This is a genomic window from Phenylobacterium sp. T106, from assembly GCF_057219735.1.
The window spans coordinates 52,388-73,885 of record NZ_JBXVWA010000012.1; the positions used below are offsets into that span (position 1 = coordinate 52,388).

The window sequence follows — 21,498 nt, forward strand, 5'->3', positions numbered from 1 at the left end:
ATTCGCCCGCCAAGCGTGGCCTTGGAATGGCTTGACGTGATATTCCCGGCGCGCAACGAATGCGCCTTACAGGCGTAAACTGCCGGAGGGTCACGATGCCAAGGCTCGCGTGGATGGCGACGGCGCTGGTCGTGGCCGCGGCGCCCGCCGTGGCGCAGCCGCGCAGCTACCTGATGCAGCCGGTGCCGCTGGCCGACCTGGACGTGGCCAGCAAGTCCGGCGAGCGGGCCATGACGCGCCGCCTCGCCGCCGCGAGCCGCGAACTCTGCGCCCACATCCGCTCGCCGCTGTTCCCGGGCGCGGAGGGACGCGCCTACAAGTGCCGCCGCGACGCCGTCGCCGCCGCCCGAGCCCGCCTGACCCCCCACGCCTGACGGCCGCGCGGCCCCGGACCGAGCGCTACCCGGCGAGCCAGTCCCGCACTTCGTGCAGGTCGCGGGCGATGCGCACGCACAGGGTCTCCATCTCCTCGGTCGGATCCAGCATGTCGGGAACCATGACCGTCATCATGCCCGCCGCGGAGGCCGCGCGGACGCCGTTGTGGCTGTCCTCGAGCGCGAGGCAGTCGGCCGGATCGACCCCCAGCGCGTCGGCCGCCTTCAGGAAGGGCTCCGGGTGCGGCTTGCTGCGCGTCTGGACGTCGCGGGTGATCAGCGCGTGGAAGCGGTCGACGATGCTGTGCGGGCCAAGGCTCATCTCGACGGCCTGCAGGCTGGACGAGGTGGCGATGGCGCGGGGCAGCCCCAATCCGTCCAGGGCGTCGAGGATCTCCAAGACCCCCGTCTTCAGGGCGATGCCCGCCGCCAGTTCCTCGCGGAAGTGCGTGCTGACCGTCGCCGACCAGGCCGCCAGGTCGAAGCCCTCCCCGAAATGATCCAGCAGGATCAGGTCGCTGGCGGCATGGGTCAGGCCGACCATGCGCTGGAAGGTGGCGAACGGCATTTCCGAGCCGATCCCGCCGGCCGCGCGCTGCATGGCGCGGAACACCACCGTCTCGGTGTCGACAAGCAGGCCGTCCATGTCGAACACGACGGCTTTCACGGGGCGCGGCAGGACCATGGGCGCGCGATAGCCCACTCCGCCGCGTCAGGGAACGCCCCTGCCCGCCGCCGGGTCAGTCGGTCGCGAACTCGTCGTCCCGATAGCCCTGGAAGTAGAGCAGCGCGGTGAGGTCCGCGTGGTCCACCTTGGCGTGCGCCTGCGCCGCGACGATGGGCTTGGCGCGGTAGGCGACGCCCAGTCCGGCCGCTTGGATCATCGCCAGGTCGTTCGCGCCGTCGCCCACGGCCAGCGAGGCCGACAGCGGGACGCCCAGGGCCGCCGCCTCGTCCTGCAGCGCGGCCAGCTTGGCCTCCTTGCCCAGGATCGGCTCGCCCACCTCGCCGGTCAGCGCGCCGCCGGCCTCGATCAGCGTGTTGGCCCGGTTCAGGTGGAAGCCGGCCGCCTCGGCCACCCGGCTCGTGAAGAAGGTGAAGCCGCCCGACACCAGCGCGCAGCGGGCGCCGTGCGACGCCATGGTCCGCACCAGCGTCCGGGCGCCGGGATTGAGGCGCACGCGCTCGTCGTAGGCCTGCTGCAGCGCGCGGGTCGAAAGGCCCTTCAGCATGCCGACGCGCTCGCGCAGAGCCCCCTCGAACTGCAGTTCGCCCCGCATGGCGCGTTCGGTGATGGCGCTGATCTCGGCCTTGAGGCCGGCGAAGTCGGCAAGCTCGTCGAGGCACTCGACGTTGATGATGGTGGAATCCATGTCGGCCACCAGGAGGCGCTTGCGGCGGCCGGCGGCCGGCTGCAGGCAGGCGTCCACCGGCAGGCCGTCCAGTTCTGTCGCGACCACCGCCTCGGCGGCCGCGGCCTCGGCGATCAGGGGAAGGTCGTACGCGCCCGGGCCCAGGGGCTTCGGCGCCTTGACGCCCGCGCCCGCGGCTGCGAGCGCTTGCCGGGCGCGTTCGGCGGCGGCCTGCGCGGCGGCGGCGTCGGGGCTGACGAGGGTGAGCACGAGTTCCATGACCGGCCGCATCTGGCTGATCGCCGGGCCCACCGCAAGCGGCAAGTCGGCCCTGGCCCTGACCCTGGCCGAGCGGGTGGGCGGCGAGATCGTCAACGCCGACTCGATGCAGCTCTACGCCGGCCTGCAGGTCCTGACGGCCGGACCGGCGCCCGACGACCTCGCGCGGGCGCCGCACCATCTCTTCGGGACGGTCGACCCCGCCGACGGCTGGTCCGTGGGCCGCTGGCTGCGGGCCTGCCTCGAGACGCTCGAGGGGATCTCCGCGCGTGGGCGCGACGCGATCGTGGTCGGCGGGACGGGGCTCTACTTCCGGACGCTCACGAAGGGCTTGGCCGAGACGCCCGACATCCCCGACGGCGTGCGCGGGGCGGCGGAGGCCGACTACGCCGCCCTGGGCGAGGCCGGGTTCCGCGCCCGCCTGGCCACGGCCGACCCCGCGGCGGCGGCGCGCATCGCGCCGGGAGACCGCCAGCGCCTCGTGCGCGCCTGGGAGGTCTTCGCCGCCACCGGCCGGTCCCTGACCGACTGGCAGGCGGCCGGCGAGCCCGCGCTGGCGCCGGGGCGCTGGCGCGCGCTCGCCCTGGAGCCGCCGCGCGCCGCGCTCTACGCCCGCTGCGACGCCCGGCTGCACCTCATGGCGGCCGCGGGCGCGCTGGACGAGGTGCGCGCGCTTGTCGCCCGCGGCCTCGACCCTCGCCTGCCGGCGATGAAGGCCGTGGGCGTGCGCGAGCTGGCGGCGCATCTGGCCGGCGAGACCAGCCTCGAGGCCGCCATCGCCGCGGCCCAGCAGGAGACCCGCCGCTACGCCAAGCGTCAGATGACCTGGATGCGCGGGCAGATGGGCGACTGGCCACGCATCCATGCGCTCGAGGCGCCGGAACAGTGGAGGCAGTTTCTTGCCCTAGAACCGGCCTTGACGCCCTAGGCGCGGCATGCGACACGCCCAATCCGAACTTTCGCGGGAATTCTCGTGCGCACCATCCTCGTACTCGTAAGGCGACCGTAGCGGACTGACCTCGCCGTCAGGACCGTCCGGTCGCTTGCCCAGGCCCCATCGAGGGCCTTTTTTATTACCTTGAACCAGGCCTGCCTCATGACCGCCCATCAGACGATCGAAGCCGAAACCACCACCATGTCCGGCGCCGAGATGGTCGTGCGCGCCCTCATCGACCAGGGCGTGGAAGTGCTGTTCGGCTATCCGGGCGGCGCGGTGCTGCCCATCTACGACGCCCTCTTCGCCGAGCCGCGCCTGCAGCACGTCCTTGTGCGCCACGAACAGGGCGCGACCCACGCCGCCGAGGGCTACGCGCGCTCCACCGGCAAGCCCGGCGTCGTCCTGGTCACCTCGGGCCCCGGCGCCACCAACGCCGTCACCGGGATCGTGGACGCGCTGATGGACTCCATCCCGATGGTCGTCATCACCGGACAGGTCGCGACCCACCTGATCGGCACCGACGCGTTCCAGGAGTGCGACACGATCGGGATCACCCGGCCCTGCACCAAGCACAACTACCTGGTGAAGGACATCGCCGACCTGCCGCGCATCCTGCACGAGGCCTTCCACATCGCCACCTCGGGCCGGCCGGGCCCCGTGGTCATCGACGTGCCGAAGGACGTGCAGTTCGCCAAGGGGACCTACCAGGGCCCGACCGAGGTCAAGCACAGCCACAACTACGCCCCGCGCGTGAAGGGCGACGCCGGCCGGATCGCCGAGGCCGTGGCCCTGCTCGCCAAGGCGAAGAAGCCGATACTCTACACCGGCGGCGGCGTCATCAACGCCGGCCCCAAGGCCTCGCTGCTGCTGCGCGAGCTGGCCGAACTGACCGGCGCGCCGGTCACCTCCACTCTGATGGGGCTGGGCGCCTTCCCGGCCTCCTCGCCGCAGTGGCTGGGCATGGTGGGCATGCACGGCAGCTTCGAGGCCAACAACGCCATGCACGACTGCGACGTCATGGTCGCGGTCGGCGCGCGCTTCGACGACCGGGTGACGGGGCGGCTCGACGCCTTCGCGCCGACCTCGAAGAAGATCCACATCGACATCGACGCCAGCTCGATCGGCAAGAACGTGCGCGCCGACGTGGGCATCGTGGGCGACGCCGCCAGCGTGCTGGAGGACCTGGTCGCCGCCTGGAAGAGCCGCCGCCTTTCGATGGACGCGGCGGCGCTCAAGGCCTGGTGGGCCGAGATCGACGCCTGGCGGGCGCGCCAGTCGTTCCGCTATCGGCCGGACGCGAAGCTGATCAAGCCGCAGCTCGCGATCGAGCGGCTCTACGCCGCGACCAAGGACCTCGACACCTACATCACCACCGAGGTCGGCCAGCACCAGATGTGGGCCGCCCAGTTCTACCACTTCGACCAGCCGAACCGCTGGATGACGTCGGGCGGCCTGGGGACCATGGGCTACGGCCTGCCAGCGGCCGTCGGCGTGCAGATGGCGCATCCGGACAGCCTGGTCATCGACATCGCCGGCGACGCCTCGGTGCTGATGACCATGCAGGAGATGTCGACGGCGGTTCAGTACGACCTGCCGATCAAGATCTTCATCCTGAACAACGAGTGGATGGGCATGGTGCGCCAGTGGCAGCAGCTGCTGCACGGGGAGCGCTACAGCCACTCGTACTCGTCCTCCCTGCCCGACTTCGTGAAGCTGGCGGAAGCCTACGGCGGCGTGGGCATCCGGGCCGAGCATCCGGACGAGCTGGACGACGCGATCGCCGAGATGATCTCGGTGCGGAAGCCGGTGCTGTTCGACTGCCGGGTCACGAAGGAAGAGAACTGCTTCCCGATGATCCCGTCCGGCAAGGCGCACAACGAGATGATCATGGCCGAGGAGGCCCGCGACCTGGGCTCGATCATCGACGACGCGGGCAAGCGGCTGGTCTAGGGGGGCTCAGCCGTGCAGCCGAATGGCGCGGCGAATTCGCCAGCTAGAGCGTGTACTCATAGCGCCCGCTGAGGTCCGCTTGTCGCCGCGTGAGCGATGACCGCCTTGCCTCCCCCGTCGCGGTAGCGACGGCGGGAGGGGGACCGCTCGCCGAGGCGCAGCCGAAGAGCGAGGGGTGGAGGGGGCGAGCCACTGGCAGGGGCGACCGTTCAGGCTGTATCTCGCTCAGCGGGCGCCGCTCGCCCCCTCCACCCCCCGCTCTCCAGCCGGCTCGCGCCGGCTTCGGCGGGCGGTCCCCCTCCCGCCGCTTCGCGGGGGAGGTAAGGCGCCCGCAATCCACCGTTGCTGACGGTCTGCTCCCGGCGGAGCGCCCAGAGGCCGCGTTCGACCCGTTGCGGACATCGACGCCTGCGCCCCAACCTCCGTCATCCCGGGCGCAGCGCTCGCCAGAGCGCGAAGACCCGGGACCCAGCCGCACAGCCTCCAACGCGGCTCCTGGAAGACGTCTCCAACAGTGGGCCGTCTCACAGGTCATGGTGCAGCTTTACGGGCGCAGGGACTGGGTCCCGGGTCTGCGCGCTCTTTCGAGCGCTCCGCCCGGGATGACGGGGGGAATGGGGATGACGTCCGCCACGGTCCCCCTCCCGCCGCTTCGCGGGGGAGGTAAGGCGCCGCGACCCACCCCTTGCGGACGTTCAGGGAGTCCGCATCAGGCCGCTTCCACTCGCGCGTGGATCTGGATCCCGGCATTCGCCGGGACGATCGGGAGCTGCCGAGATCGCTGACAGCTCGTTGACGTTCGGACTCTAGACCGGCGCGGGCGCTAGGCCCTGGATGGGCGCGGTCAGGATGGCGCGCGCCCCGGGCCGATTGTCGCTGTAGGTGAGCTCGCCGCCGAGCTGGCGCACCATCGCCGTCATCATGCGGCTGCCGAAGCCCTCCCCGGGCGTGTGCTTGCCGCGGCCATGGTCGGCGACGACGACCTTCAGGTCGGCGTTGTGCTCCTCCAGCCGCACCTCGATCGGCCCCGGCGCGCCGCCGTAGGCGTACTTGTTGGCGTTGATCACCAGCTCGGTCACGACCAGGCCCAGCGACACGGCGCGGTCGGTCGGCACGATGACCGGCGCCGCTTCGACGCTGACCTTGCCGGCCCACTCGGCGCCCATGGAGGCGTTCATGTCGCCGATCAGGTCCTCGAGATAGCGCCCGAGATCCACCGTCTCGATCTGGTCCGCCCGGTAGAGCCGCCGGTGCACCAGCGCGACGGCCTGCAGCCGCCGGCGCGCCTCCTCGAAGGCCTCGTGCAGGTTCGGGTCGCCGACGGCGCGCGCCTGCAGGCCGAGGAAGCTGGAGACGAGCTGAAGGCTGTTCTGGATCCGGTGGTTCACCTCCTTCAGCAACATCGCCTTCTGCTGCAGGAGGCCGTCCTTCTCGCTCAGGGCGCTGCTCAGGCGCGCGTTCAGCTCAAGCTGGCGCCGGTGGCTGCGCGCCTCCAGCAGCGTCTCGCGCAGGCGCTGGGCGGCGTCGGCCTCGGCCAGGGTCCAGCGCCGCGAGCGGCCGCGCACCTGTTCGCGCCAGGCCTCGAAGGAGGCGCGCGGCGTCAGCGTCTCGCCCGGGCCAAGCGCCACGGCCTTGTGCGGATTGCCCGCCCAGTTCACGACCTCCGGCGCCTCGGCCCGGAACCAGAGGACGACGAACGGCTCGTCCGACGCCACCACCAGGCCCAGGAGTCCGCTGGCCTCGGCCATGAACGCCGCCGCGGGCGGATAGCGCTCGGAAAGCCGGTCCGTCACGACGGGATCAGCCGCGCCCGCCTCGACCCAGGCGGCGAGCTCCCGGATGGCGTCGGCCGGAGGGCAGACGCCGTCGGTGAAGGTCTCCCGTCCCCGCACGGCGGCCACGCCGTCGGCGTCCAGCATGCGGCGCAGCTCGGCCATCCCCACCGCGAGGTTCGCGTCCAGGCCGCCGGCCCGCGACAGGCGCGACGTCAGCTCGTCCTCGAGGCCGCGCAGGCGCAGCCGCTCGCGATAGGCCTCGGCCTCCTGCTTGGCCCGGATCTGGCGCGCGAGGGCGCCGGCCAGCGCCCGGGCCGCCGCGCGGACGTCGTACGGCATCAGCCTGGGCTCGCGATGGTGGCAGGCCACCAGCCCCCAGAGCACGCCGTCCTTCACGATGGAGACGGACGCCGACGCGGCCACGCCCATGTTGCGCAGGTACTGCATGTGCACCGGCGAGACCGAGCGGAGCGCGCAGTCGCTCATGTCGAGCGGGGTCGGATCCGTCCAGGCCGGGAGCAGCGGCGCGGGCTCGTAGGTCACGTCGGGGATCACGCGCACCAGGTTGCGGACGTACAGCTCTCGCGCCTGGGCCGGGATGTCCGAGCCCGGGAAGTGGTGGTTGAGGAAGCTGGGCATCCCTTCCGCCAGCGCCTCGGAAAGGACGGCGCCGGCGCCCTCCTCCAGGAACCGGTAGATCATGACGCGATCGAAACCGGTCAGGCGCCGGAACTCGATCGCGGCCCGGTCGCACAGCAGCTTCACCGTCGTGGCGCGCTCGAAGGCGGCGCTGGCCGACTCCAGCTGGGCGAGGAGCATCACGGCCGGCAGGGGAGCTCCGACCGTGGGCTCGACCTCGACGATCAGGCGTTCGCGGTCCAGGTGGGCCGAGACGTCATAGGCGCCTCCGCCGTTGCCGCTGACGTGCCCGGCGAAGCCGCCCTGCGCGCCGGATTGGGTCACCTGGGCGATGCGCTGGGCCAGCGGATCGCCCAGCACCTCCCCCAGCGTGCGGCCCAGCCACGCCTCGCGGCCGAGGATGCGCGGAACGTCGCCCGCCGCGTGGCTCACCTCCTGGGTCGTGCGGTCGGCGACCAGCATGACGCCGTGGGGCTGGATCGAGCCCGGGATGTGGATCGGTTCGCGCGCGCAGGCGTCGAGATCGAGGGCCGGGTCCGTCATGCGTCGGCTCGTCCGCAGAGCCGCCGCTCCACATGTTCGAAGCCGGCCACGCTGCCCGCCACGACGTCGTCGGCCTCGGGCGCCCCCGAGAGCACCGAGAGAAACCCGCGCCAGCGCTCGCCCGCGCGGCGCCCGTAGGGGTCCAGGAAGCTGAGCCCGGTGAGATCGCCGCCGGCGCCCTCGACGTGACGCCGGATCACCCGGCCGCCAAGGGTGGAGCCTTCCAGCACGTACATCAGGCCCAGGGCTTCGCCGACGTTGCGCAGCCGGATCGGTTCGCCGCCCCCCGAGGCCGCGCGGAGACCGAGGACCGCCATGTCCCGGGCCAGGCGCGGGGAGCGGCGGCGCGCTTCGAAGTCGAGCTCCGCCATCCCCGAGAGCCAGGGGGCGAGCGCCGTCTCGGCGTCGAGGTGAAGCGCGCCGAAGCGGCCCACGAGCTCCCGACGCTGGTCCGCGCAGGCGATCCGCCGGAAAATGTCGAGGCGTCGCTCGAGGCGCTGATGTGGCTCGCGCGTCGCGTCCCGCACGCGCCGGAGGGTGTCACAGGTCATCGGGTCTCTTGCGGCGCGGCCCCCACGTCACCCATAGGTACTCGTGCGAGCCGCATCAGTTGGGAACCCGACAGAACCGGCAGTTTCCAGCAGACGCGAACTCTCCATGAGCCGAACGACGCCCGCCACAAACGCACTGAGCCGCGCAAGCGTTGCATTCGAACTGCATGCCTACGACTACGACCCGACGGCCGAGCGTGTGGGTCTGCAGGCGGCCGAGGCGCTGGGCGCGCCGGCGCGCGAGGTGCTTAAGACCCTGATGGTGCGCGCCGACGGCAAGCCCGCCTGCGTCGTGCTGGCGTCGGACCGTGAGGTCTCGATGAAGAAGCTGGCCGCCGCGCTGGGGGCGAAGTCGGCCGAGATGATGAAGCCGGCCGACGCCGAGCGCCTGACGGGCTATCGCGTCGGCGGGGTCAGCCCCTTCGGCCAGAAGCGGGCCGTCCCCACCGTCATCGACGCCGACGCGGCGGCGCTGCCGCAGGCCTTCGTCAACGCCGGCCAGAGGGGGCTGCAGGCGCGCCTGTCCCCCGCCGACCTCGTACGCGTGCTGGACGCCGTCGTGGCGCCCGTGACCTGAAGAGCGCCTAGATTGGCGCTGCAGTCGAGGTCTTCGGTCGCTCCTTCGTGGTCTCCGGGCCTTCCGACTTGCCCGGCTCGCTCTTCGTTCCCTCAGCCTTGGCTGCCTCTGCCCTTGCGCCAGTATTCCGCTCGTTAGCGAGCGATTCCGACGCCTTCTGCAGGCCAGACGCCGCAGTGCAGGCCGAGTGATACTCGATTGCGTCGGCAATAGCTGCAGATAACGGGTACATATCCATTGCAACGGGCCGCGCGGTGCTGCCAGCAACGGCTTGAAGCGACTTGGCGGTGATTCGCTCCTTAATGCTTTCGCGCCTCGTATCCACGCCAAGCAGGATGACAGACACCGTTTGGCTCATAAGAAAGGCCTTATCGTACTGCGCACCGGCTCCGGTCGCCGTTGTCGACAGGGCTGTCAGGGCGTTCTTCGTGGACTCCGGGGTGAAGGCGGTAGCCGCGGCAGATGTCGCTGTGGCAATTGATCCACTCCAGAAGTTAAACCGAGCGCTGAAACTGGCGAACTTGTTCTTCCACAACCCGCAGCGCTGGTTCGCGGCGGCGATCAAGCGGGACTGAATCTCATTTCTGAATAGTGGCTGCTGAGCGGGAGGTACGCGGCTGTAGAATTGAGACACCGCGAAATCCAGGCGTTGGTCTGGCGTCTGCTTCTCATTGCGCACCACAGGTGGTGGCGGCAGGAACGACTGAACGGTGTCAGCGACATCCAAGCTGACGAGCTGATCTTTTGTCAGAAGCAAGCGGACGCCTGCGCCGTTTTGCGCACCGTCGCCCGTCCGACCCAACGTTGTGCATCCTCCAAGCAGGCAAACAGCGCCAGCTACAATCAACGCGCGCATTTCTCAGGCCCTCCCATCAGGTCGGGTAAACCTTGAGCTTAAGAGCGATAAATTGGAAGACGAATCTTTCCTAGACACACGCTACACGCGTGCTCCTGATGGTGCGCCGTCGCGGCTCAGCGAGGGCGAGCATCGAGCCCGGGTGATTGGGCAGCGCAACGCAAAGGCGGCGTCGCCGCCACCAACGACCTCATCGTCAGAGCGGTTTGGGAGATGCCGCGATTTGGAATGTTGGCCGGCGACGGGTCGGCTCGGCTCAGGGAGACTAAACCCTGATCCGCGGCGCGCCCATGAAGTCGCGCTTGCCCAGGGGCGCGCCCTTGGCGCGGAGGATGTCGTAGCCCGTGGTGGCGTGGAAGTAGAAGTTGGGCAGGGAGAACGACAGCAGGAAGTCCCCGCCGCGGAACGGCATCTGGCGCGGGCCGAGCTCGAAGACGAGGTCCTTGTCCTCCAGCGCGTTCACCTCGTCGGGCGACAGGGCCGAAAGCTCGGCGACGGCGTCCGCCACCAGCTTCTGCAGGCCGGCGTAGTCGAACTGGCCATCCCAGAGCGGCGGGCGGAACAGCCCGGCCTTGACGCCCGCAATGGCGCCCCGGGCGTGGTGGACGGTCGAGATCACCTGGCTGCGCAGCGGCCACTGGTCGTCGCAGAGGCGCGCCTCCACGAGGCTTTCCGGATCGCGGCCCGTCTCCACGGCGTGGGCGCGCGCCTTCTCCAGGTAGCCGCCCACCGCGGGCAGGATCTGCAGGTAGGTGCGGACGGAAGCGTCGTAGAGCGTGATGGCCATGTCGGTGTCTCCCCTCGATGGCGCGTGATAGCAGGCCTGACCCTACGGCGCCGACCGGCTCATCGGGCGCCCAGGCGGACCAGCACTTCGCGGGGGATCTGGTAGTGGGCGATGACCGCGTTGCGGTCGCGCAGGCCCATGATCTCGCGCTGGACGAAGAAGCCCCACACGGCGTCGGCCGCCGTCTTCAGCAGCGCGGCGCGGCCGTCGCCGCCCGGGTGCTCGCGCAGCGCCGTGAGCGCCGCCTCGACCCTGCGTCCGGCGCGCCCGAGCGAATGGGCCTGCTCCTCCAGCAGCTCGTAGCGCAGCACCGCCTCGCCGGTCTCGACCTTGAGGCGGCTGGCGAGCGACTGGGGCATCCGGAGCGACGACATGGCCGCCCATGTTGGCGGCCCGCGCCGGGAACGCAACCTCGGCCGCGGAGCCGACACGCCGCCGCGCCTGTCGCGCGGCGGCGGTCGCTCATCCGAACACCTCGGCGAGGTCCTCGTCGATGGACGGCAGGGGCCAGTCGCGGCCGACGCCAGGCGTCAGCGCCCGCTCGAGCTTCCACGAGTTGCGCCCCACGTAGACGCCCATGGCGGTGAGTTCGCCGACAAGGGCCGCGCGGGCGTCCTTGTCGAGCGGCTCGTTCTTCGGCCCCTTGGCTTCGCTGAGACGCCATCCGTGGATCGCGTCGCGCGTCACCTCGGCGATCGCGCCGTCGTCCTCGGTCCACTCGTAGTAGGCCGACCAGCCGGCCGCGGCGTGCTCGACGCGGTCGGCCAGGCAGTTGCCGAAGCGCCGCGCCGCCTCGCGCATCGCAGCCTTGGTGGCCAGCGGCTTCAGGCGCTCGGTTCCCGCGAACGGGAGCGGCGGCAGCTCGGGATAGAGGTCGACCTTCACCGCGGCGAACAGTCCCTCCTCCGTCTCGGCCTCCGCCCAGCGCCCCGCGGCGGCATCGGCGGCGTCCGGACCGTCGCGGAAGGCGATGGCGTCGGCCGCCTCGCACACGGCGCGCGCGCCGTCGTCCGTGATCAGCAACGCCAGGGCCAGCGCCCGCCCCATGGGAGCCGGGAGCCGCCCGAGGCGCTCGATGGCCGCGACGTCTATGACCGCGGCGTGCCGCAGGATCTTCCCGGCCTTCGGATCGGCCAGCAGGTCCATCAGCCGCCGGTAGGCGTCGGCGCTCCACGCCGTTTCGCCCAGCCGCCCCAGCGCGCGCTCGAGCCCCGGCGGGTGGCGGCCCAGCGCCACGCGGATCACGTCGCGCGTGCGCGCCTCGCCCAGCACGCCCGCCAGGCGCGCGACGTCGCCGCCCAGCGCCAGCGCCACGCAGGCCAGGTGCCTCCGCGCCGCGGGCGCGGTGAGGAAGCCGCAGTGCGGCTCGGGCCACGCCCGGGCGATCGCCGGCGCGAACTCGCCGGCGATCATCTTCAGAAGGGCCGTCGGCTCGGTCCTGGCCGGGACCGGGGCGCGACCCGCGATCAGCTTGAACATGGTCAGCTCCAGGGTTCGCCGCCGCGCGGACGCGGCGGCTGCAGTCTCTGTTGAATTGGGACCGGGCGCGGGGGCCGGAGCCCGCGCCCGCCGGAGCGGACGCGGGACCCCTATCCCTTCACGCAGACGACCTGCCGGAGGGTGTGGACGATCTCGACCAGGTCGGCCTGGGCCGCCATCACCGCGTCGATGTCCTTGTAGGCCATCGGGGTTTCGTCGATCACGTCCGCGTCCTTCCGGCACTCGACGCCCGCGGTCGCGGCCGCTTGGTCGTCGAGCGTGAAGCGCCGCCTGGCCTCGGCCCGGCTCATCGCCCGGCCGGCGCCGTGCGAGCAGGTGCAGAACGACTCCGGGTTGCCCTTGCCGCGCACGATGTAGGACCGCGCCCCCATCGATCCCGGGATGATCCCGAGCTCGCCGAGGCCCGCCCGCACCGCGCCCTTGCGGGTCAGCCAGACGTCCTTGCCGAAGTGCCGCTCCTGGGTGACGTAGTTGTGGTGGCAGTTCACCGCCACGTCCGTCGTCACGAGGTCCGGGAAGGCCTCACGCAGCACCGCGAGGACCTGGTCCATCATCACTTCGCGGTTGGCCAGGGCGTACTTCTGCGCCCAGCTGGCTGCGCGGATGTAGGACACGAAGCCCTCCGACCCTTCCGGGAAGTAGGCCAGGTCCTTGTCCGGCAGGTGGATGAACCACCGCTCCATGTCCCGCTTCGCCCGTTCGACGAAGTACGACCCGAAGCGGTTGCCCACGCCGCGCGACCCGGAGTGCAGCATGACCCAGAGCGCGCCGTCCTCGTCGAGGCAGAGCTCGATGAAGTGGTTTCCCGTCCCGAGGGTCCCGAGGTGGCCGAGGCCGCGCGGGTGCGCCGCCTTCGGATCGCGCTCGACGATGGCCTTGTAGCCGTCCTCGAGCGCCGCCCACTTCCGGACCGCCAGCGCCGGCGGGTCGCCCTGGTGGGCGCCCACGTCGTTGCGGCCGCCGTTGTCGGTGCGCCCGTGCGGCGCCGCGGCTTCGATGGCGCCCCGCAGGTCGGCCAGCGAGTCCGGCAGGCGCTCGGCCCGGATCGACGTCTTCACGGCCATCATCCCACAGCCGATGTCCACGCCCACCGCCGCCGGGATGATCGCCCCGACGGTCGGGATCACAGACCCCACGGTGGCGCCCATTCCCCAGTGCACGTCCGGCATCACCGCGATGTGCTTGTGGATGAACGGCAGGCTCGCGACGTTGCGGAGCTGCGCCCTGGCGCTGTCCTCGACCTGGACGCCGCGCGTCCACGCCTTGATCAGCCCCGCATCGCTTTCGATCACTTCAAATCCGCTCATCGGACACTCTCCTGGAACCCTCTGGTCCCTCCCGGCCCCCCGCGGCGGTCGAAGCGTCCTTCCGAAACGAAGAACCCCTCCGCGGCCGGGCCGGGAGGGGTTCTTCGTACGAGCCTCAAAGATGCTGAGACCTAAGCCGAACCGACCTCCCGCGCGCACGTCCCCAGACCCTCGACCTGGCGGTCGGTGGTGCAGGCGAGCGGCGAATTGACGGGCCGGTTGAACACGGGTCTCTCCTTCGAGGTCGGCGCGGATACACCCGGTTCGGGGCCGCGGGAAGCACTCGTTTCGATTGCAACCAACCTTGGCAGGACGGTGTGGCCTGGGAGCCACGCTAGCCCGGCGCGGCGCTGATCCCGCCGTCGACGGTGAACACCACGCCCGTCGTGTAGGCCGAACGGTCGGACGCCAGGAACACCATCAGGTCGGCGATCTCCCGCGGCCGGGCCGGGCGGCCCAGCGGGTAGCTCGCCATCAACTCGCGATAGCGGCTCTCGTCGCCGAAGCGCCGCTGGGCGGCGGTCTTCATGAGGGTGACGATCCGGTCGGTCTCCACGGGCCCGGGACTGACGCCGACCACGCGGACGCCGTCGCGCAGCGACTTGCCGCCCAGGGCCCTGGTGAAGGCGTAGAGCGCCGCGTTGCCGGCGGAGCCCGCGATGTAGCCTGCGTCCATCCGCTCGCCGGCCGCGCCGATGTCGTTGATGATCACGCCCGAGCCGCGACCCTTCATGTGCGCGTAGATGGCGCGCGTGAGGTTGATGTAGCCGAAGACCTTCAGCTCCCAGGCGTGGCGCCAGCGCGCCTCGTCGACCGCTTCCAGCGTGCCGCCCGGGATGTCGCCGGCGTTGTTGACCAGGATGTCGGCGTCCCGGCCCGCCTCGGCGAGCGCGGAGAGCTGCGCCGCGTCACGCAGGTCGGTGGGGACGGCGCGGGCCTGGATCTGATGCTGGCCGCGCAGCCGGGCGCAGAGCGCCTCCAGCGCCTCCGCCGAGCGCGCCGCGAGGATCAGGTCGCACCCCTCCTCGGCGAACGCCTCGGCCGCCGCCGCGCCGATGCCCTTGGACGCGCCGGTGATCAGCACGGTGCGGCCGCGAAGGTTCAGGTCCATGCAAGGTTCCCCCCCGCCAGGAGACATGCTCACGGCGGGCAGCTCAAGGGTTGACTGCGCGCAAACCGTTCTTGAATTGTTCACGGCGAGGGAGATAAATCGATGTTCACTCGCCTTCGCGCCGAATGGCACATGCGGAACACGGAACGCCGCATCCGCAAGCACGGCTGGACCGCGATCTACGTCGGCGATTTTCGAACGGCGCCGACCTGGGTCTACACCGTCGGGTTCGACGACACCCTGAACCAGCCCGAGATCATCATCTTCGACGTCTCGCAGGCCGACGCGAACGTCATGCTCTGGCAGGCCTTCGAGGAGCTCAAGGCAGGCGACCTCGTGTTCGAGGACGGAAAGGTCTGGGTGGAGGACGAGCAGGCCCGGATGGTCTGGCGCAAGGTCGATCCGTCGCAGATCGACGGCGCGGACGGCTGGTTCGCGTTCGCGGTCGAGCGGCGGAGGCGCCGGACGGGCCGCGCGTTCGGCCTCGAGGCGTTCCAGCTCGTGCTGGCCGACCAGCAGCGCCGCCTGCCGTGGGATGACGGCTACGACGAGCGGCTGCGGCCCCTCCAGCCGGCGCTGTGGCTTCCCGCCGAGGACGCCGCCGGCTCGCCCGCAGCGCAGTAACCCCTGGGACGAGGGGTGCGACAGGGCGCTGGCGCATCTGCAGCCTCAGCTGTTCCGCTGGACGTGGAGCCGAATACGCAGCGTGTGCTTGCGGCCAGCGCCGCCCTGTGACACCTCACCCGTCTCCGCCGGGGACCTTCGCCGATGACCGACCAGCAGCCCGCCTCCGTCTACGACCTCGCGCACAAGGAGCAGGACGAAAGCCGGGCCACCTTCGCCGTGCTGGTGGACAACGAGCCGGGCGTGCTGCACCGCGTGGTCGGCCTCTTCGCCGCGCGCGGCTACAACATCGACAGCCTGACGGTGGCCGAGACCGACGGTAACGCCCACACCAGCCGCATCACCATCGTCACCCGCGGCACGACCCAGGTGCTGGCCCAGATCGAGGCCCAGCTGCAGAAGATGGTCTCGACGCGGCACGTGCAGGACGTGACGCGCGACCCCAACGGCATCGAGCGCGAACTGGCGCTGGTCAAGGTGCGCGGCACCGGCGTCGAGCGCGTCGAGGCGCTGCGCGTCTCGGACATCTTCCGCGCCAAGGTGATCGACACCACCCACGAGAGCTTCGTGTTCGAGCTTACGGGCGCGTCGTCGAAGATCGACAAGTTCGTGGACCTGATGCGGCCGCTGGGCCTCGTCGAAGTGTCCCGGACGGGCGTCCTGTCGCTGTCCCGCGGCGTCGAGGTCTTCTAGGGCCACGCTTCGCCACGGAACCGCCGCGCGCGGGCGCCACTTTCCGGGGCGTGTTCAAGCCATTCCTGATCACGGCGAGCCTCGCGGCCCTGGCGGCGCCCGCCGACGCGCAGCTGCTGGGCCGGCAGAAGGCCGCAGGCCCGCCCGAGGGCGCGCCGGTCACCGAAGTCGAAGCCTGGCCCTATCCCGCGCCCGACCCGAAGAGCTGGTGGGACGACAAGCGGCTGAAGGTCCCGGAGGAGGCCGACCCGCTGGGCGGGCGGCGCATCCGCAGCGTGGAACAGCTCGTGAAACCCGACAACGGCGTCGACGCCTCGACCTATCGGCTCTGGGGCCTGATGCCGCTGCAGTGGCAGTTCGTGCGCGGCGACGAGATGATCGTCGAGGTCTGGACCCGCCCCTCCAGCAGCGTGCGCCAGACGGTGACGCGGGTGACCGTCCGCGGAGACGGCGACACGTTCGTGCAGGGCCGCGCGGGCCTCGCCTGCTGCGAGGCCGGCATCGCGCGGCGCATGGGCTTCGACCGCAAGCTGCCCGCGGGGGCGGGGGCGCGCTTCCAGGCGCTGAAGGACCTGCCCCTCTGGCGCTCGCCGCGCGACGTCCGGGTCGCTGAAGCCGGCGCCGCCGAGGCGCTCTGCGTGGAAGGCACCGCCTACGACATCACCCTCGTGACGCCCGGCCGCTCCGTCACCCTGCACCGGGCCTGCGACCCCGCCGAGGTGGGCGAGGCCGCCGACGTGCTGGAGGCGGTGCTGGGCGCGGCCCTGGGTCACGACCCGCGATTCGACGTGCTGTTCCCCGGCGGCGCGCAGTTCGCCGCCGCCCGCGACGCGCACCGCGACTTGCTGGCGGCGAACGGGCGGCTGAAGCCCAACCCCGACGCGCGGCCCCGCCCGCCCGGCCCGGCCCCGGCCCCGTCCGCCGAGGTTGAAGGCGCTGCGCCGACGCGCGAAGCTGCGCCGGTCACACCGCAAAGCTGATCCTCATGAAGACCTTCACCGCCGCCGCCCTCGCCGTGTCGCTGGCCGGGAGCGCACAGGCCGCCGACCTCTCGCGGCAGGCCGCTGACGAGGCCCTGGCCGCCGACCGCGCCTTCTTCGCCCGCGCCCAGCAGGTCCATCCGGCGCAGGCGTTCCGGGAGTACATGGACGAGGCGGAGGGCCTGCTCTACGGGACCGGCGGCGAGCCCGCGAAGGGCGGCGAGGCCATCTACCGCCTCATGGGCGGCGGCGCGCCGCAGCGGATGAAGGTGGAATGGACGCCGAAGCAGGCGTGGGGCGCGGCCTCGGGCGACATGGCCCTCACGATCGGGGACTGGAAGCGCACCTGGCTCGACGGCTCCCGCGTGCTGACCGGCAACTACGTGACCGTCTGGCGCAAGACCCCCGCCGGCTGGCGGGGGCTGATCGACATCGGCGAGGTGGACGAGCCCCCTACCCCGCCGAAGCCGGCCGCGCCTGCGCCATAGCCGCGATCACCCGGGGCCGGACCACCGCACGGATGTGCGCGTACTGCACGGCGAAGAGCGCGAGTTTCGAGGCGATCGGGAAGACCGCCTTGTAGAGCGGCCATTGGGCCGGGAAACCGATGGCGAACACGAGGTTCAGGGCGGCGGACAGCAGCATCAGGCCCGCCCAGACATAGCCATAGGCGATCATCATCCGCTCGCCGTGGCCGGCGGCGATGGGCGGCATGTACCGCAGCATCCAGCCGCGCTTCAGCATCACCGTGGCGACGATCAGGTAGATGATCGTGGGCTTGGCCATCAGGAAGCGCGGGTCGTGCAGGAACAGGCTCGCCGTGCCGAACACCAGCACCAGGCCCAGGCTCGCCCATTGCAGCGGCGCGACCGGCTTTCGGAGCGCAATCCAGAGCAGGACGTGGCCGGCCCCCGCCGCCATGGCGATGACGGTCGCGACGAGCGCGTCGACGCCCGCAGCCAGCAGGCCCGCGAACAGGAGGCTGGAGAACAGGTCGTTCACAAGCGGGCGGAAGGCGTGGGCGAAATTCGTCATGGGAGCTCCGGGGAAAACGTCGACCGGGAGGGTAGGCGTGGCGGTCCGGAGGCCGTGAGTCCGCTCGCGAAGCCGGCGCGGCGGTTCGCGAAACGGCGACCGCCATTGGCGCTTCGCGAGCCGCGCGCGACCGCGCGGTCCTTTGTTTTTCCACCCCGAGCGCCTATATGTGAGCCGTCGGGTTCGCCCGACTATGGAGATAAACGCGCGCGAAATAAGCGGACTGGACCCGGGTGCGATTCCCGGCGGCTCCACCAAATCCTTCCGGGTTATCGCCGGGAAGCACGGGGCCGATCAGCATCGACAGACGTGTAAAGGCGTTGCTTTCTCTCGGCCTGACCCACCGATCCGGGTCTTTAAACTAAATGCGAACGATAACTTCGCTGAGGAAGTTCGCCTGGCTGCGTAATGCGGTCCGGTAACATCCGAACCAAGTCCTAGAGGTTCAGATCTCTAGGCGGGGCCCGAGGGGCGCCTGGCAACAGAAGCCCCTCACCTTTCCCTTTCTGGCGGCGCCCCTCCAATCCCAGGCAAGACTTGGGGGCGCCTGGCAACAGAAGCCCCTCACCTTCATCATCGGAGCGGCGCCCCGGATTTACCCGGCCGTCATCCCGCGGCTTGTCCGCGGGACCCATGCCGGCGGCTGTGCGGTTGGTTGCCGGGCGGGCGCGGCCTCGGTCCGGCGAGAACGGCGGGCTCACAGCCGGCGGACACATGGGTCCCGCGGACAAGCCGCGGGATGACGGGGGTGTGCCTGGGAGGATCGGCGGCGCGGCGGCCAGACCCGCTCTCGCTTCGCGAGCTCCCCCAGGGGGGACCATCGACCGCCACGTCCTTGCGGCTGTCATCCCGGTTTCGCCGTAGGCGAAGACCGGGACCCATACGCGCCCGATGTGGGGCACGGCCCGCGGGCGGCGGCGGCGCGCCTCATCCGGAACCGCGGAGTCTATGGGTCCCGGTGTTCCGCTTGCGCGGAAACCGGGATGACAGGGGGTTGGGCCAGGGGAGGACCTGGGGAATGCTCCTGAAACGCGCGGCGGCGCCTTGCTCAAAACTTCCGCTCGTCTTGTCTTCCCTTGCGCCACACCCGGCACACGTTACCTTTCAGGCGTTCGGTTGTCGGAGTGGGTATGGCTCAGGATCCGCCGGTCCAGGATCTGATGAACTACGAGGCCCTGGCGCAGGACGCGCTGCGGGGCGTCGCCAAGGCTGCGCTGAAGCGCGCCGCCGCGCCCGAGGGGCTGCCGGGTTCGCACCACTTCTACATCACCTTCAAGACCGACGCCGCCGGGGTCTCGGGGCCGCAGGACCTGCTGTCGAAGTATCCCGACGAGATGACCATCGTCCTGCAGCACCAGTACTGGGACCTGGCCCCCGGCGAGACGTTCTTCTCGGTGACCCTGCAGTTCGGCGGCCAGCCCAAGCGGCTCTCGGTCCCGTACGGCGCCATCACCCGCTTCTACGATCCTTCGGTGCAGTTCCTGCTGCAGTTCGAGCCGCCGCCCGCGGCGCCGTCCGAGGCCAAGGCCGCGCCCGAAAAGCCCGCCGAGGCGAAGGCCGAGACGCCTGCGCCGCCGAAGGGCGAAGCCACCGTCGTCTCCCTCGATCAGTTCCGGAAGAAGTAGACCGCATGACCGACGTCGCGAGCGAGCCGGAGGCCCTCACCGACGAGGCCATCCTGCAGCGCTTCCTGCGCACCAAGAACCAGCCGACCGGGTCCCAGACCCTGGGCTTCAGGATGGTGGCGGTGAACCAGGCCGAGCGCTCGGTGGAGGTCGAGTTCGAGGCCAAGGCCGAACTGCTGCTCAACCCCATGCGCCAGATCCAGGGCGGCTACCTGTGCGCCATGCTCGACGAGTGCATGAGCGTGGCCTGCATGGTGGCGTCCGGCATGACGGCCGTCGCGCCGACGCTGGAGATGAAGACCACCTTCTTCCGCCCCGGACAGCCCGGGAAGATCCGCGGCGTCGGCAAGGTGGTGAAGTGGGGCCGTCAGGTCGCCTTCACCGAAGGCGAGCTGTTCGATCCCGAGGGCCGGACGCTGGCGAAGGCGACCGGGACGGCGATCCCGACGCCGTTCTCGAACTACAAGAAATGATGCGGACTGCCGCCCGGCTGCTTGCCCTGACCGCCATGGTCTGGTCGGCGGCGGGCGTCGGCGCGGCCCACGCCGCCTCGGCCTTCGCCGACTGGTCGGCGGTCGTCGTGGCGGGCGACTGGCACGCCAGCGACGGCGGGCCCACGGAAGGGTTCGACAACGCGCGCCGCGACGTGACGCTGGCGCTGGGGCGGGCCGGCTTCCGGCAGCACAACATCCGCCAGTTCTCCGTCCGGCCCGAACGCTACCAGGACACCAAGCCCGAGAAGGCGGAGCAGCGGGGCATCTACAACGCCCTCGCCGACCTGTCGCAGCGGACCAGCGGCGGCTGCCTCTTCTATCTCACCTCGCACGGCCTGCCGCAGGGCGCGCAGGTGGACCAGACGATCCTGCGCCCGGGCACGCTGGCCACCATGCTGGACCAGACCTGCGGCGCACGGCCGACCGTGGTGGTGATCTCGGCCTGTTTCTCGGGGGTCTTCGTGCCGACCCTGGCGAAGCCGAACCGGATGGTGCTCACCGCCGCCCGCCCCGATCGCACCTCGTTCGGCTGCGGCCAGGACAACAAGTACCCCTACTTCGACGACTGCTTCCTCTCGTCCATGCCGAACACCCGCGACTTCGCTAGCCTGGCGAACGCCACCCGGGAATGCGTGCGGACCCGCGAGATCGCCACCCGGATGAGCCCGCCCAGCGAGCCGCAGGTCTGGGTCGGGCCCGAGCTGCGCCCGATGCTGCCGCTCTACGCCTTCGAGAGCGCGCCCAAGCGCGACTAGGCGAGCGCCGCGCGCCGGCGGCGCAAGGCCGCCCCGAGCCCGAAGAAGCCCGTCAGCATCAGCGCCCAGGCGCCCGGCTCGGGCACGGCCATGGCGAAGTCGTCCAGGATCAGGAGGCTGGTTTCGCGGTCGTCGTTCCGGTCGATGACGCCGGCCTCCACGCGATAGGTCCCCGCCCCCAGCCGGATCGAGAACCGGGTCCAGGGCGTGTAGCCCCAGTCTCCGACCCCCGCGATGTCGGCGTAGAACAGCTGCTCGTAGCCGTCGCCGTCGTCGAAGCCCGTCGCCGACACCCCGCTGCCGCCCAGCCGGTAGAGGCGCACGTAGCCGGAGTCGTTCCAGGGGAGGAAATCCTCGCCGAGGAAGGCCGCCGACCCCGAGAAGAAGCCGCCTCCGGTGGTGAACGTCTGGCTCAGCACCACCGGGGTGTCGGTGAAGTTCGCCTGCAGGGTGGCGATGTAGGTCCCGTCGACCGGCCCGTAGCTCTGGTCGACCTCGCCCGACTCCGAAAGGTGGTTCGCTTCGCCCGGGTTGTGGACCTGTTCCTCGTCATAGACCCAGCCGGTGAAGCCATCCTCGAAGCTGCCGTTCACGAAGCGGCCCGCGGCCTCCGCGGACGTGGCGACGAGCGCGCACGCTGCGCCGGCGATGATGACGGACTTCAGGGACATACACGCCTCCGCCCTTCCCAGGGGCCCGCGAGAATACAGTGTTCGAGGAGCGCCGCCATCCACTTCGCCTGGCAAGCGTGGTC

Annotated in this window: 23 protein-coding genes and 1 other RNA gene; 12 read left to right on the forward strand and 12 right to left on the reverse strand. The window is 71.0% G+C overall.

What is annotated here, in order from left to right:
- Positions 1–95: 95 nt before the first annotated feature.
- Complete coding sequence (locus AC2D8W_RS20375; RefSeq protein WP_293485529.1) at positions 96–374, forward strand: UrcA family protein; 279 nt, start codon at positions 96–98, stop codon at positions 372–374.
- 25 nt (positions 375–399) lie between these two features.
- Here AC2D8W_RS20375 and AC2D8W_RS20380 read toward each other — a convergent pair whose 3' ends face one another.
- Positions 400–1,059, reverse strand: a complete 660-nt coding sequence (locus tag AC2D8W_RS20380) for an HAD family hydrolase (protein ID WP_484673074.1) — start codon at positions 1,057–1,059, stop codon at positions 400–402.
- A 55-nt stretch (positions 1,060–1,114) separates the two neighbouring features.
- Complete coding sequence (serB, locus tag AC2D8W_RS20385) at positions 1,115–2,005, reverse strand: phosphoserine phosphatase SerB (protein WP_484673075.1); 891 nt, start codon at positions 2,003–2,005, stop codon at positions 1,115–1,117.
- Here serB and miaA point away from each other — a divergent pair.
- Entirely contained in the window at positions 2,004–2,933 is a 930-nt protein-coding gene (gene miaA / locus AC2D8W_RS20390; protein WP_484673076.1) for a tRNA (adenosine(37)-N6)-dimethylallyltransferase MiaA, read from the forward strand. The two genes, serB and miaA, sit on opposite strands and share 2 nt — an antisense overlap.
- A 168-nt stretch (positions 2,934–3,101) precedes the next feature.
- Positions 3,102–4,892 carry an acetolactate synthase 3 large subunit gene (locus AC2D8W_RS20395; RefSeq protein ID WP_484673077.1) on the forward strand — a complete coding sequence of 597 codons (1,791 nt, stop codon included), beginning with the start codon at positions 3,102–3,104 and terminating at the stop codon, positions 4,890–4,892.
- A gap of 806 nt (positions 4,893–5,698) precedes the next feature.
- Here AC2D8W_RS20395 and AC2D8W_RS20400 read toward each other — a convergent pair.
- Both AC2D8W_RS20400 and AC2D8W_RS20405 read right to left on the reverse strand, forming a co-directional pair.
- A complete protein-coding gene (locus tag AC2D8W_RS20400; RefSeq protein WP_484673078.1) occupies positions 5,699–7,849 on the reverse strand; it encodes a histidine kinase dimerization/phosphoacceptor domain -containing protein in 2,151 nt (716 codons plus the stop codon).
- Positions 7,846–8,400, reverse strand: a complete 555-nt coding sequence (locus AC2D8W_RS20405; protein ID WP_484673079.1) for a biliverdin-producing heme oxygenase — start codon at positions 8,398–8,400, stop codon at positions 7,846–7,848. The genes AC2D8W_RS20400 and AC2D8W_RS20405 overlap by 4 nt, the downstream gene beginning before the upstream one ends.
- A 106-nt stretch (positions 8,401–8,506) precedes the next feature.
- On the opposite strand from AC2D8W_RS20405, the gene ybaK reads away from it, so the two are divergent.
- On the forward strand, positions 8,507–8,977 hold the full coding sequence (gene ybaK, locus AC2D8W_RS20410) for a Cys-tRNA(Pro) deacylase (RefSeq protein WP_484673080.1): 471 nt from the start codon (positions 8,507–8,509) through the stop codon (positions 8,975–8,977).
- A 7-nt stretch (positions 8,978–8,984) separates the two neighbouring features.
- Here ybaK and AC2D8W_RS20415 read toward each other — a convergent pair whose 3' ends face one another.
- The 6 genes from AC2D8W_RS20415 to AC2D8W_RS20440 all read right to left on the reverse strand — a co-directional run bounded on the left by AC2D8W_RS20415 (position 8,985) and on the right by AC2D8W_RS20440 (position 14,538).
- Positions 8,985–9,833: a hypothetical protein gene (locus AC2D8W_RS20415; RefSeq protein WP_484673081.1), complete on the reverse strand. Its 849-nt coding sequence runs from the start codon at positions 9,831–9,833 to the stop codon at positions 8,985–8,987.
- Positions 9,834–10,098: 265 nt separating this feature from the next.
- Positions 10,099–10,620 (reverse strand): DUF1993 domain-containing protein, encoded by a 522-nt coding sequence (locus tag AC2D8W_RS20420; protein WP_484673082.1) that lies wholly within the window; start codon positions 10,618–10,620, stop codon positions 10,099–10,101.
- 59 nt (positions 10,621–10,679) lie between these two features.
- Positions 10,680–10,994, reverse strand: coding sequence for a DUF6665 family protein (locus tag AC2D8W_RS20425; protein WP_293483573.1), 315 nt, complete (start codon positions 10,992–10,994; stop codon positions 10,680–10,682).
- A gap of 88 nt (positions 10,995–11,082) precedes the next feature.
- Positions 11,083–12,099 carry a hypothetical protein gene (locus AC2D8W_RS20430; RefSeq protein ID WP_484673083.1) on the reverse strand — a complete coding sequence of 339 codons (1,017 nt, stop codon included), beginning with the start codon at positions 12,097–12,099 and terminating at the stop codon, positions 11,083–11,085.
- Between the two features lie 110 nt (positions 12,100–12,209).
- Positions 12,210–13,427: an RtcB family protein gene (locus tag AC2D8W_RS20435; protein WP_484673084.1), complete on the reverse strand. Its 1,218-nt coding sequence runs from the start codon at positions 13,425–13,427 to the stop codon at positions 12,210–12,212.
- A 334-nt stretch (positions 13,428–13,761) separates the two neighbouring features.
- Positions 13,762–14,538: an SDR family oxidoreductase gene (locus AC2D8W_RS20440; RefSeq protein WP_484673085.1), complete on the reverse strand. Its 777-nt coding sequence runs from the start codon at positions 14,536–14,538 to the stop codon at positions 13,762–13,764.
- Positions 14,539–14,640: 102 nt separating this feature from the next.
- Between AC2D8W_RS20440 and AC2D8W_RS20445 the strand changes: the two genes are divergently transcribed.
- From AC2D8W_RS20445 to AC2D8W_RS20460, 4 genes are all read left to right on the forward strand, one after another.
- Positions 14,641–15,162, forward strand: a complete 522-nt coding sequence (locus AC2D8W_RS20445; RefSeq protein ID WP_484673086.1) for a DUF4262 domain-containing protein — start codon at positions 14,641–14,643, stop codon at positions 15,160–15,162.
- 144 nt (positions 15,163–15,306) lie between these two features.
- Positions 15,307–15,855 (forward strand): acetolactate synthase small subunit, encoded by a 549-nt coding sequence (gene ilvN / locus AC2D8W_RS20450; RefSeq protein WP_293483581.1) that lies wholly within the window; start codon positions 15,307–15,309, stop codon positions 15,853–15,855.
- Between the two features lie 50 nt (positions 15,856–15,905).
- A complete protein-coding gene (locus AC2D8W_RS20455) occupies positions 15,906–16,835 on the forward strand; it encodes a hypothetical protein (protein ID WP_484673087.1) in 930 nt (309 codons plus the stop codon).
- Positions 16,836–16,840: 5 nt separating this feature from the next.
- Entirely contained in the window at positions 16,841–17,323 is a 483-nt protein-coding gene (locus tag AC2D8W_RS20460) for a YybH family protein (RefSeq protein ID WP_484673088.1), read from the forward strand.
- On the opposite strand, the gene AC2D8W_RS20465 is transcribed toward AC2D8W_RS20460, so the two are convergent.
- The gene (locus tag AC2D8W_RS20465; protein WP_484673089.1) at positions 17,289–17,870 is read right to left on the reverse strand and encodes an inner membrane-spanning protein YciB; all 582 of its coding nucleotides are present in this window, start codon (positions 17,868–17,870) and stop codon (positions 17,289–17,291) included. The genes AC2D8W_RS20460 and AC2D8W_RS20465 overlap by 35 nt on opposite strands.
- 137 nt (positions 17,871–18,007) lie before the next feature.
- Here AC2D8W_RS20465 and ssrA point away from each other — a divergent pair.
- The 4 genes from ssrA (at position 18,008) to AC2D8W_RS20485 (ending at position 20,744) form a co-directional block, all read left to right on the forward strand.
- Positions 18,008–18,367, forward strand: a transfer-messenger RNA (tmRNA) gene (gene ssrA / locus AC2D8W_RS20470).
- Positions 18,368–19,000: 633 nt separating this feature from the next.
- Positions 19,001–19,495 (forward strand): SspB family protein, encoded by a 495-nt coding sequence (locus AC2D8W_RS20475; RefSeq protein ID WP_484673090.1) that lies wholly within the window; start codon positions 19,001–19,003, stop codon positions 19,493–19,495.
- Between the two features lie 5 nt (positions 19,496–19,500).
- Positions 19,501–19,968, forward strand: a complete 468-nt coding sequence (locus AC2D8W_RS20480) for a PaaI family thioesterase (RefSeq protein WP_293480911.1) — start codon at positions 19,501–19,503, stop codon at positions 19,966–19,968.
- Complete coding sequence (locus tag AC2D8W_RS20485; RefSeq protein WP_484673091.1) at positions 19,965–20,744, forward strand: C13 family peptidase; 780 nt, start codon at positions 19,965–19,967, stop codon at positions 20,742–20,744. Before AC2D8W_RS20480 ends, AC2D8W_RS20485 begins: the two co-directional genes overlap by 4 nt.
- Here AC2D8W_RS20485 and AC2D8W_RS20490 read toward each other — a convergent pair.
- Positions 20,741–21,415, reverse strand: coding sequence for a PEP-CTERM sorting domain-containing protein (locus tag AC2D8W_RS20490; RefSeq protein ID WP_484673092.1), 675 nt, complete (start codon positions 21,413–21,415; stop codon positions 20,741–20,743). The two genes, AC2D8W_RS20485 and AC2D8W_RS20490, sit on opposite strands and share 4 nt — an antisense overlap.
- Between the last annotated feature and the right edge of the window lie 83 nt (positions 21,416–21,498).

Coding starts and splice junctions, on each gene's coding strand:
- AC2D8W_RS20490 (WP_484673092.1), bottom strand. CDS start 21,415: ATGTCCCTGAAGTCCGTCATCATCGCCGGCGCAGCGTGCGCGCTCGTC.
- AC2D8W_RS20400 (WP_484673078.1), bottom strand. CDS start 7,849: ATGACGGACCCGGCCCTCGATCTCGACGCCTGCGCGCGCGAACCGATC.
- AC2D8W_RS20435 (WP_484673084.1), bottom strand. CDS start 13,427: ATGAGCGGATTTGAAGTGATCGAAAGCGATGCGGGGCTGATCAAGGCG.
- AC2D8W_RS20420 (WP_484673082.1), bottom strand. CDS start 10,620: ATGGCCATCACGCTCTACGACGCTTCCGTCCGCACCTACCTGCAGATC.
- AC2D8W_RS20460 (WP_484673088.1), top strand. CDS start 16,841: ATGAAGACCTTCACCGCCGCCGCCCTCGCCGTGTCGCTGGCCGGGAGC.
- AC2D8W_RS20405 (WP_484673079.1), bottom strand. CDS start 8,400: ATGACCTGTGACACCCTCCGGCGCGTGCGGGACGCGACGCGCGAGCCA.
- AC2D8W_RS20445 (WP_484673086.1), top strand. CDS start 14,641: ATGTTCACTCGCCTTCGCGCCGAATGGCACATGCGGAACACGGAACGC.
- AC2D8W_RS20465 (WP_484673089.1), bottom strand. CDS start 17,870: ATGACGAATTTCGCCCACGCCTTCCGCCCGCTTGTGAACGACCTGTTC.
- AC2D8W_RS20375 (WP_293485529.1), top strand. CDS start 96: ATGCCAAGGCTCGCGTGGATGGCGACGGCGCTGGTCGTGGCCGCGGCG.
- AC2D8W_RS20480 (WP_293480911.1), top strand. CDS start 19,501: ATGACCGACGTCGCGAGCGAGCCGGAGGCCCTCACCGACGAGGCCATC.
- miaA (WP_484673076.1), top strand. CDS start 2,004: ATGACCGGCCGCATCTGGCTGATCGCCGGGCCCACCGCAAGCGGCAAG.
- AC2D8W_RS20475 (WP_484673090.1), top strand. CDS start 19,001: ATGGCTCAGGATCCGCCGGTCCAGGATCTGATGAACTACGAGGCCCTG.
- AC2D8W_RS20485 (WP_484673091.1), top strand. CDS start 19,965: ATGATGCGGACTGCCGCCCGGCTGCTTGCCCTGACCGCCATGGTCTGG.
- AC2D8W_RS20440 (WP_484673085.1), bottom strand. CDS start 14,538: ATGGACCTGAACCTTCGCGGCCGCACCGTGCTGATCACCGGCGCGTCC.
- AC2D8W_RS20395 (WP_484673077.1), top strand. CDS start 3,102: ATGACCGCCCATCAGACGATCGAAGCCGAAACCACCACCATGTCCGGC.
- serB (WP_484673075.1), bottom strand. CDS start 2,005: ATGGAACTCGTGCTCACCCTCGTCAGCCCCGACGCCGCCGCCGCGCAG.
- AC2D8W_RS20380 (WP_484673074.1), bottom strand. CDS start 1,059: ATGGTCCTGCCGCGCCCCGTGAAAGCCGTCGTGTTCGACATGGACGGC.
- ilvN (WP_293483581.1), top strand. CDS start 15,307: ATGACCGACCAGCAGCCCGCCTCCGTCTACGACCTCGCGCACAAGGAG.
- AC2D8W_RS20415 (WP_484673081.1), bottom strand. CDS start 9,833: ATGCGCGCGTTGATTGTAGCTGGCGCTGTTTGCCTGCTTGGAGGATGC.
- AC2D8W_RS20425 (WP_293483573.1), bottom strand. CDS start 10,994: ATGTCGTCGCTCCGGATGCCCCAGTCGCTCGCCAGCCGCCTCAAGGTC.
- ybaK (WP_484673080.1), top strand. CDS start 8,507: ATGAGCCGAACGACGCCCGCCACAAACGCACTGAGCCGCGCAAGCGTT.
- AC2D8W_RS20430 (WP_484673083.1), bottom strand. CDS start 12,099: ATGTTCAAGCTGATCGCGGGTCGCGCCCCGGTCCCGGCCAGGACCGAG.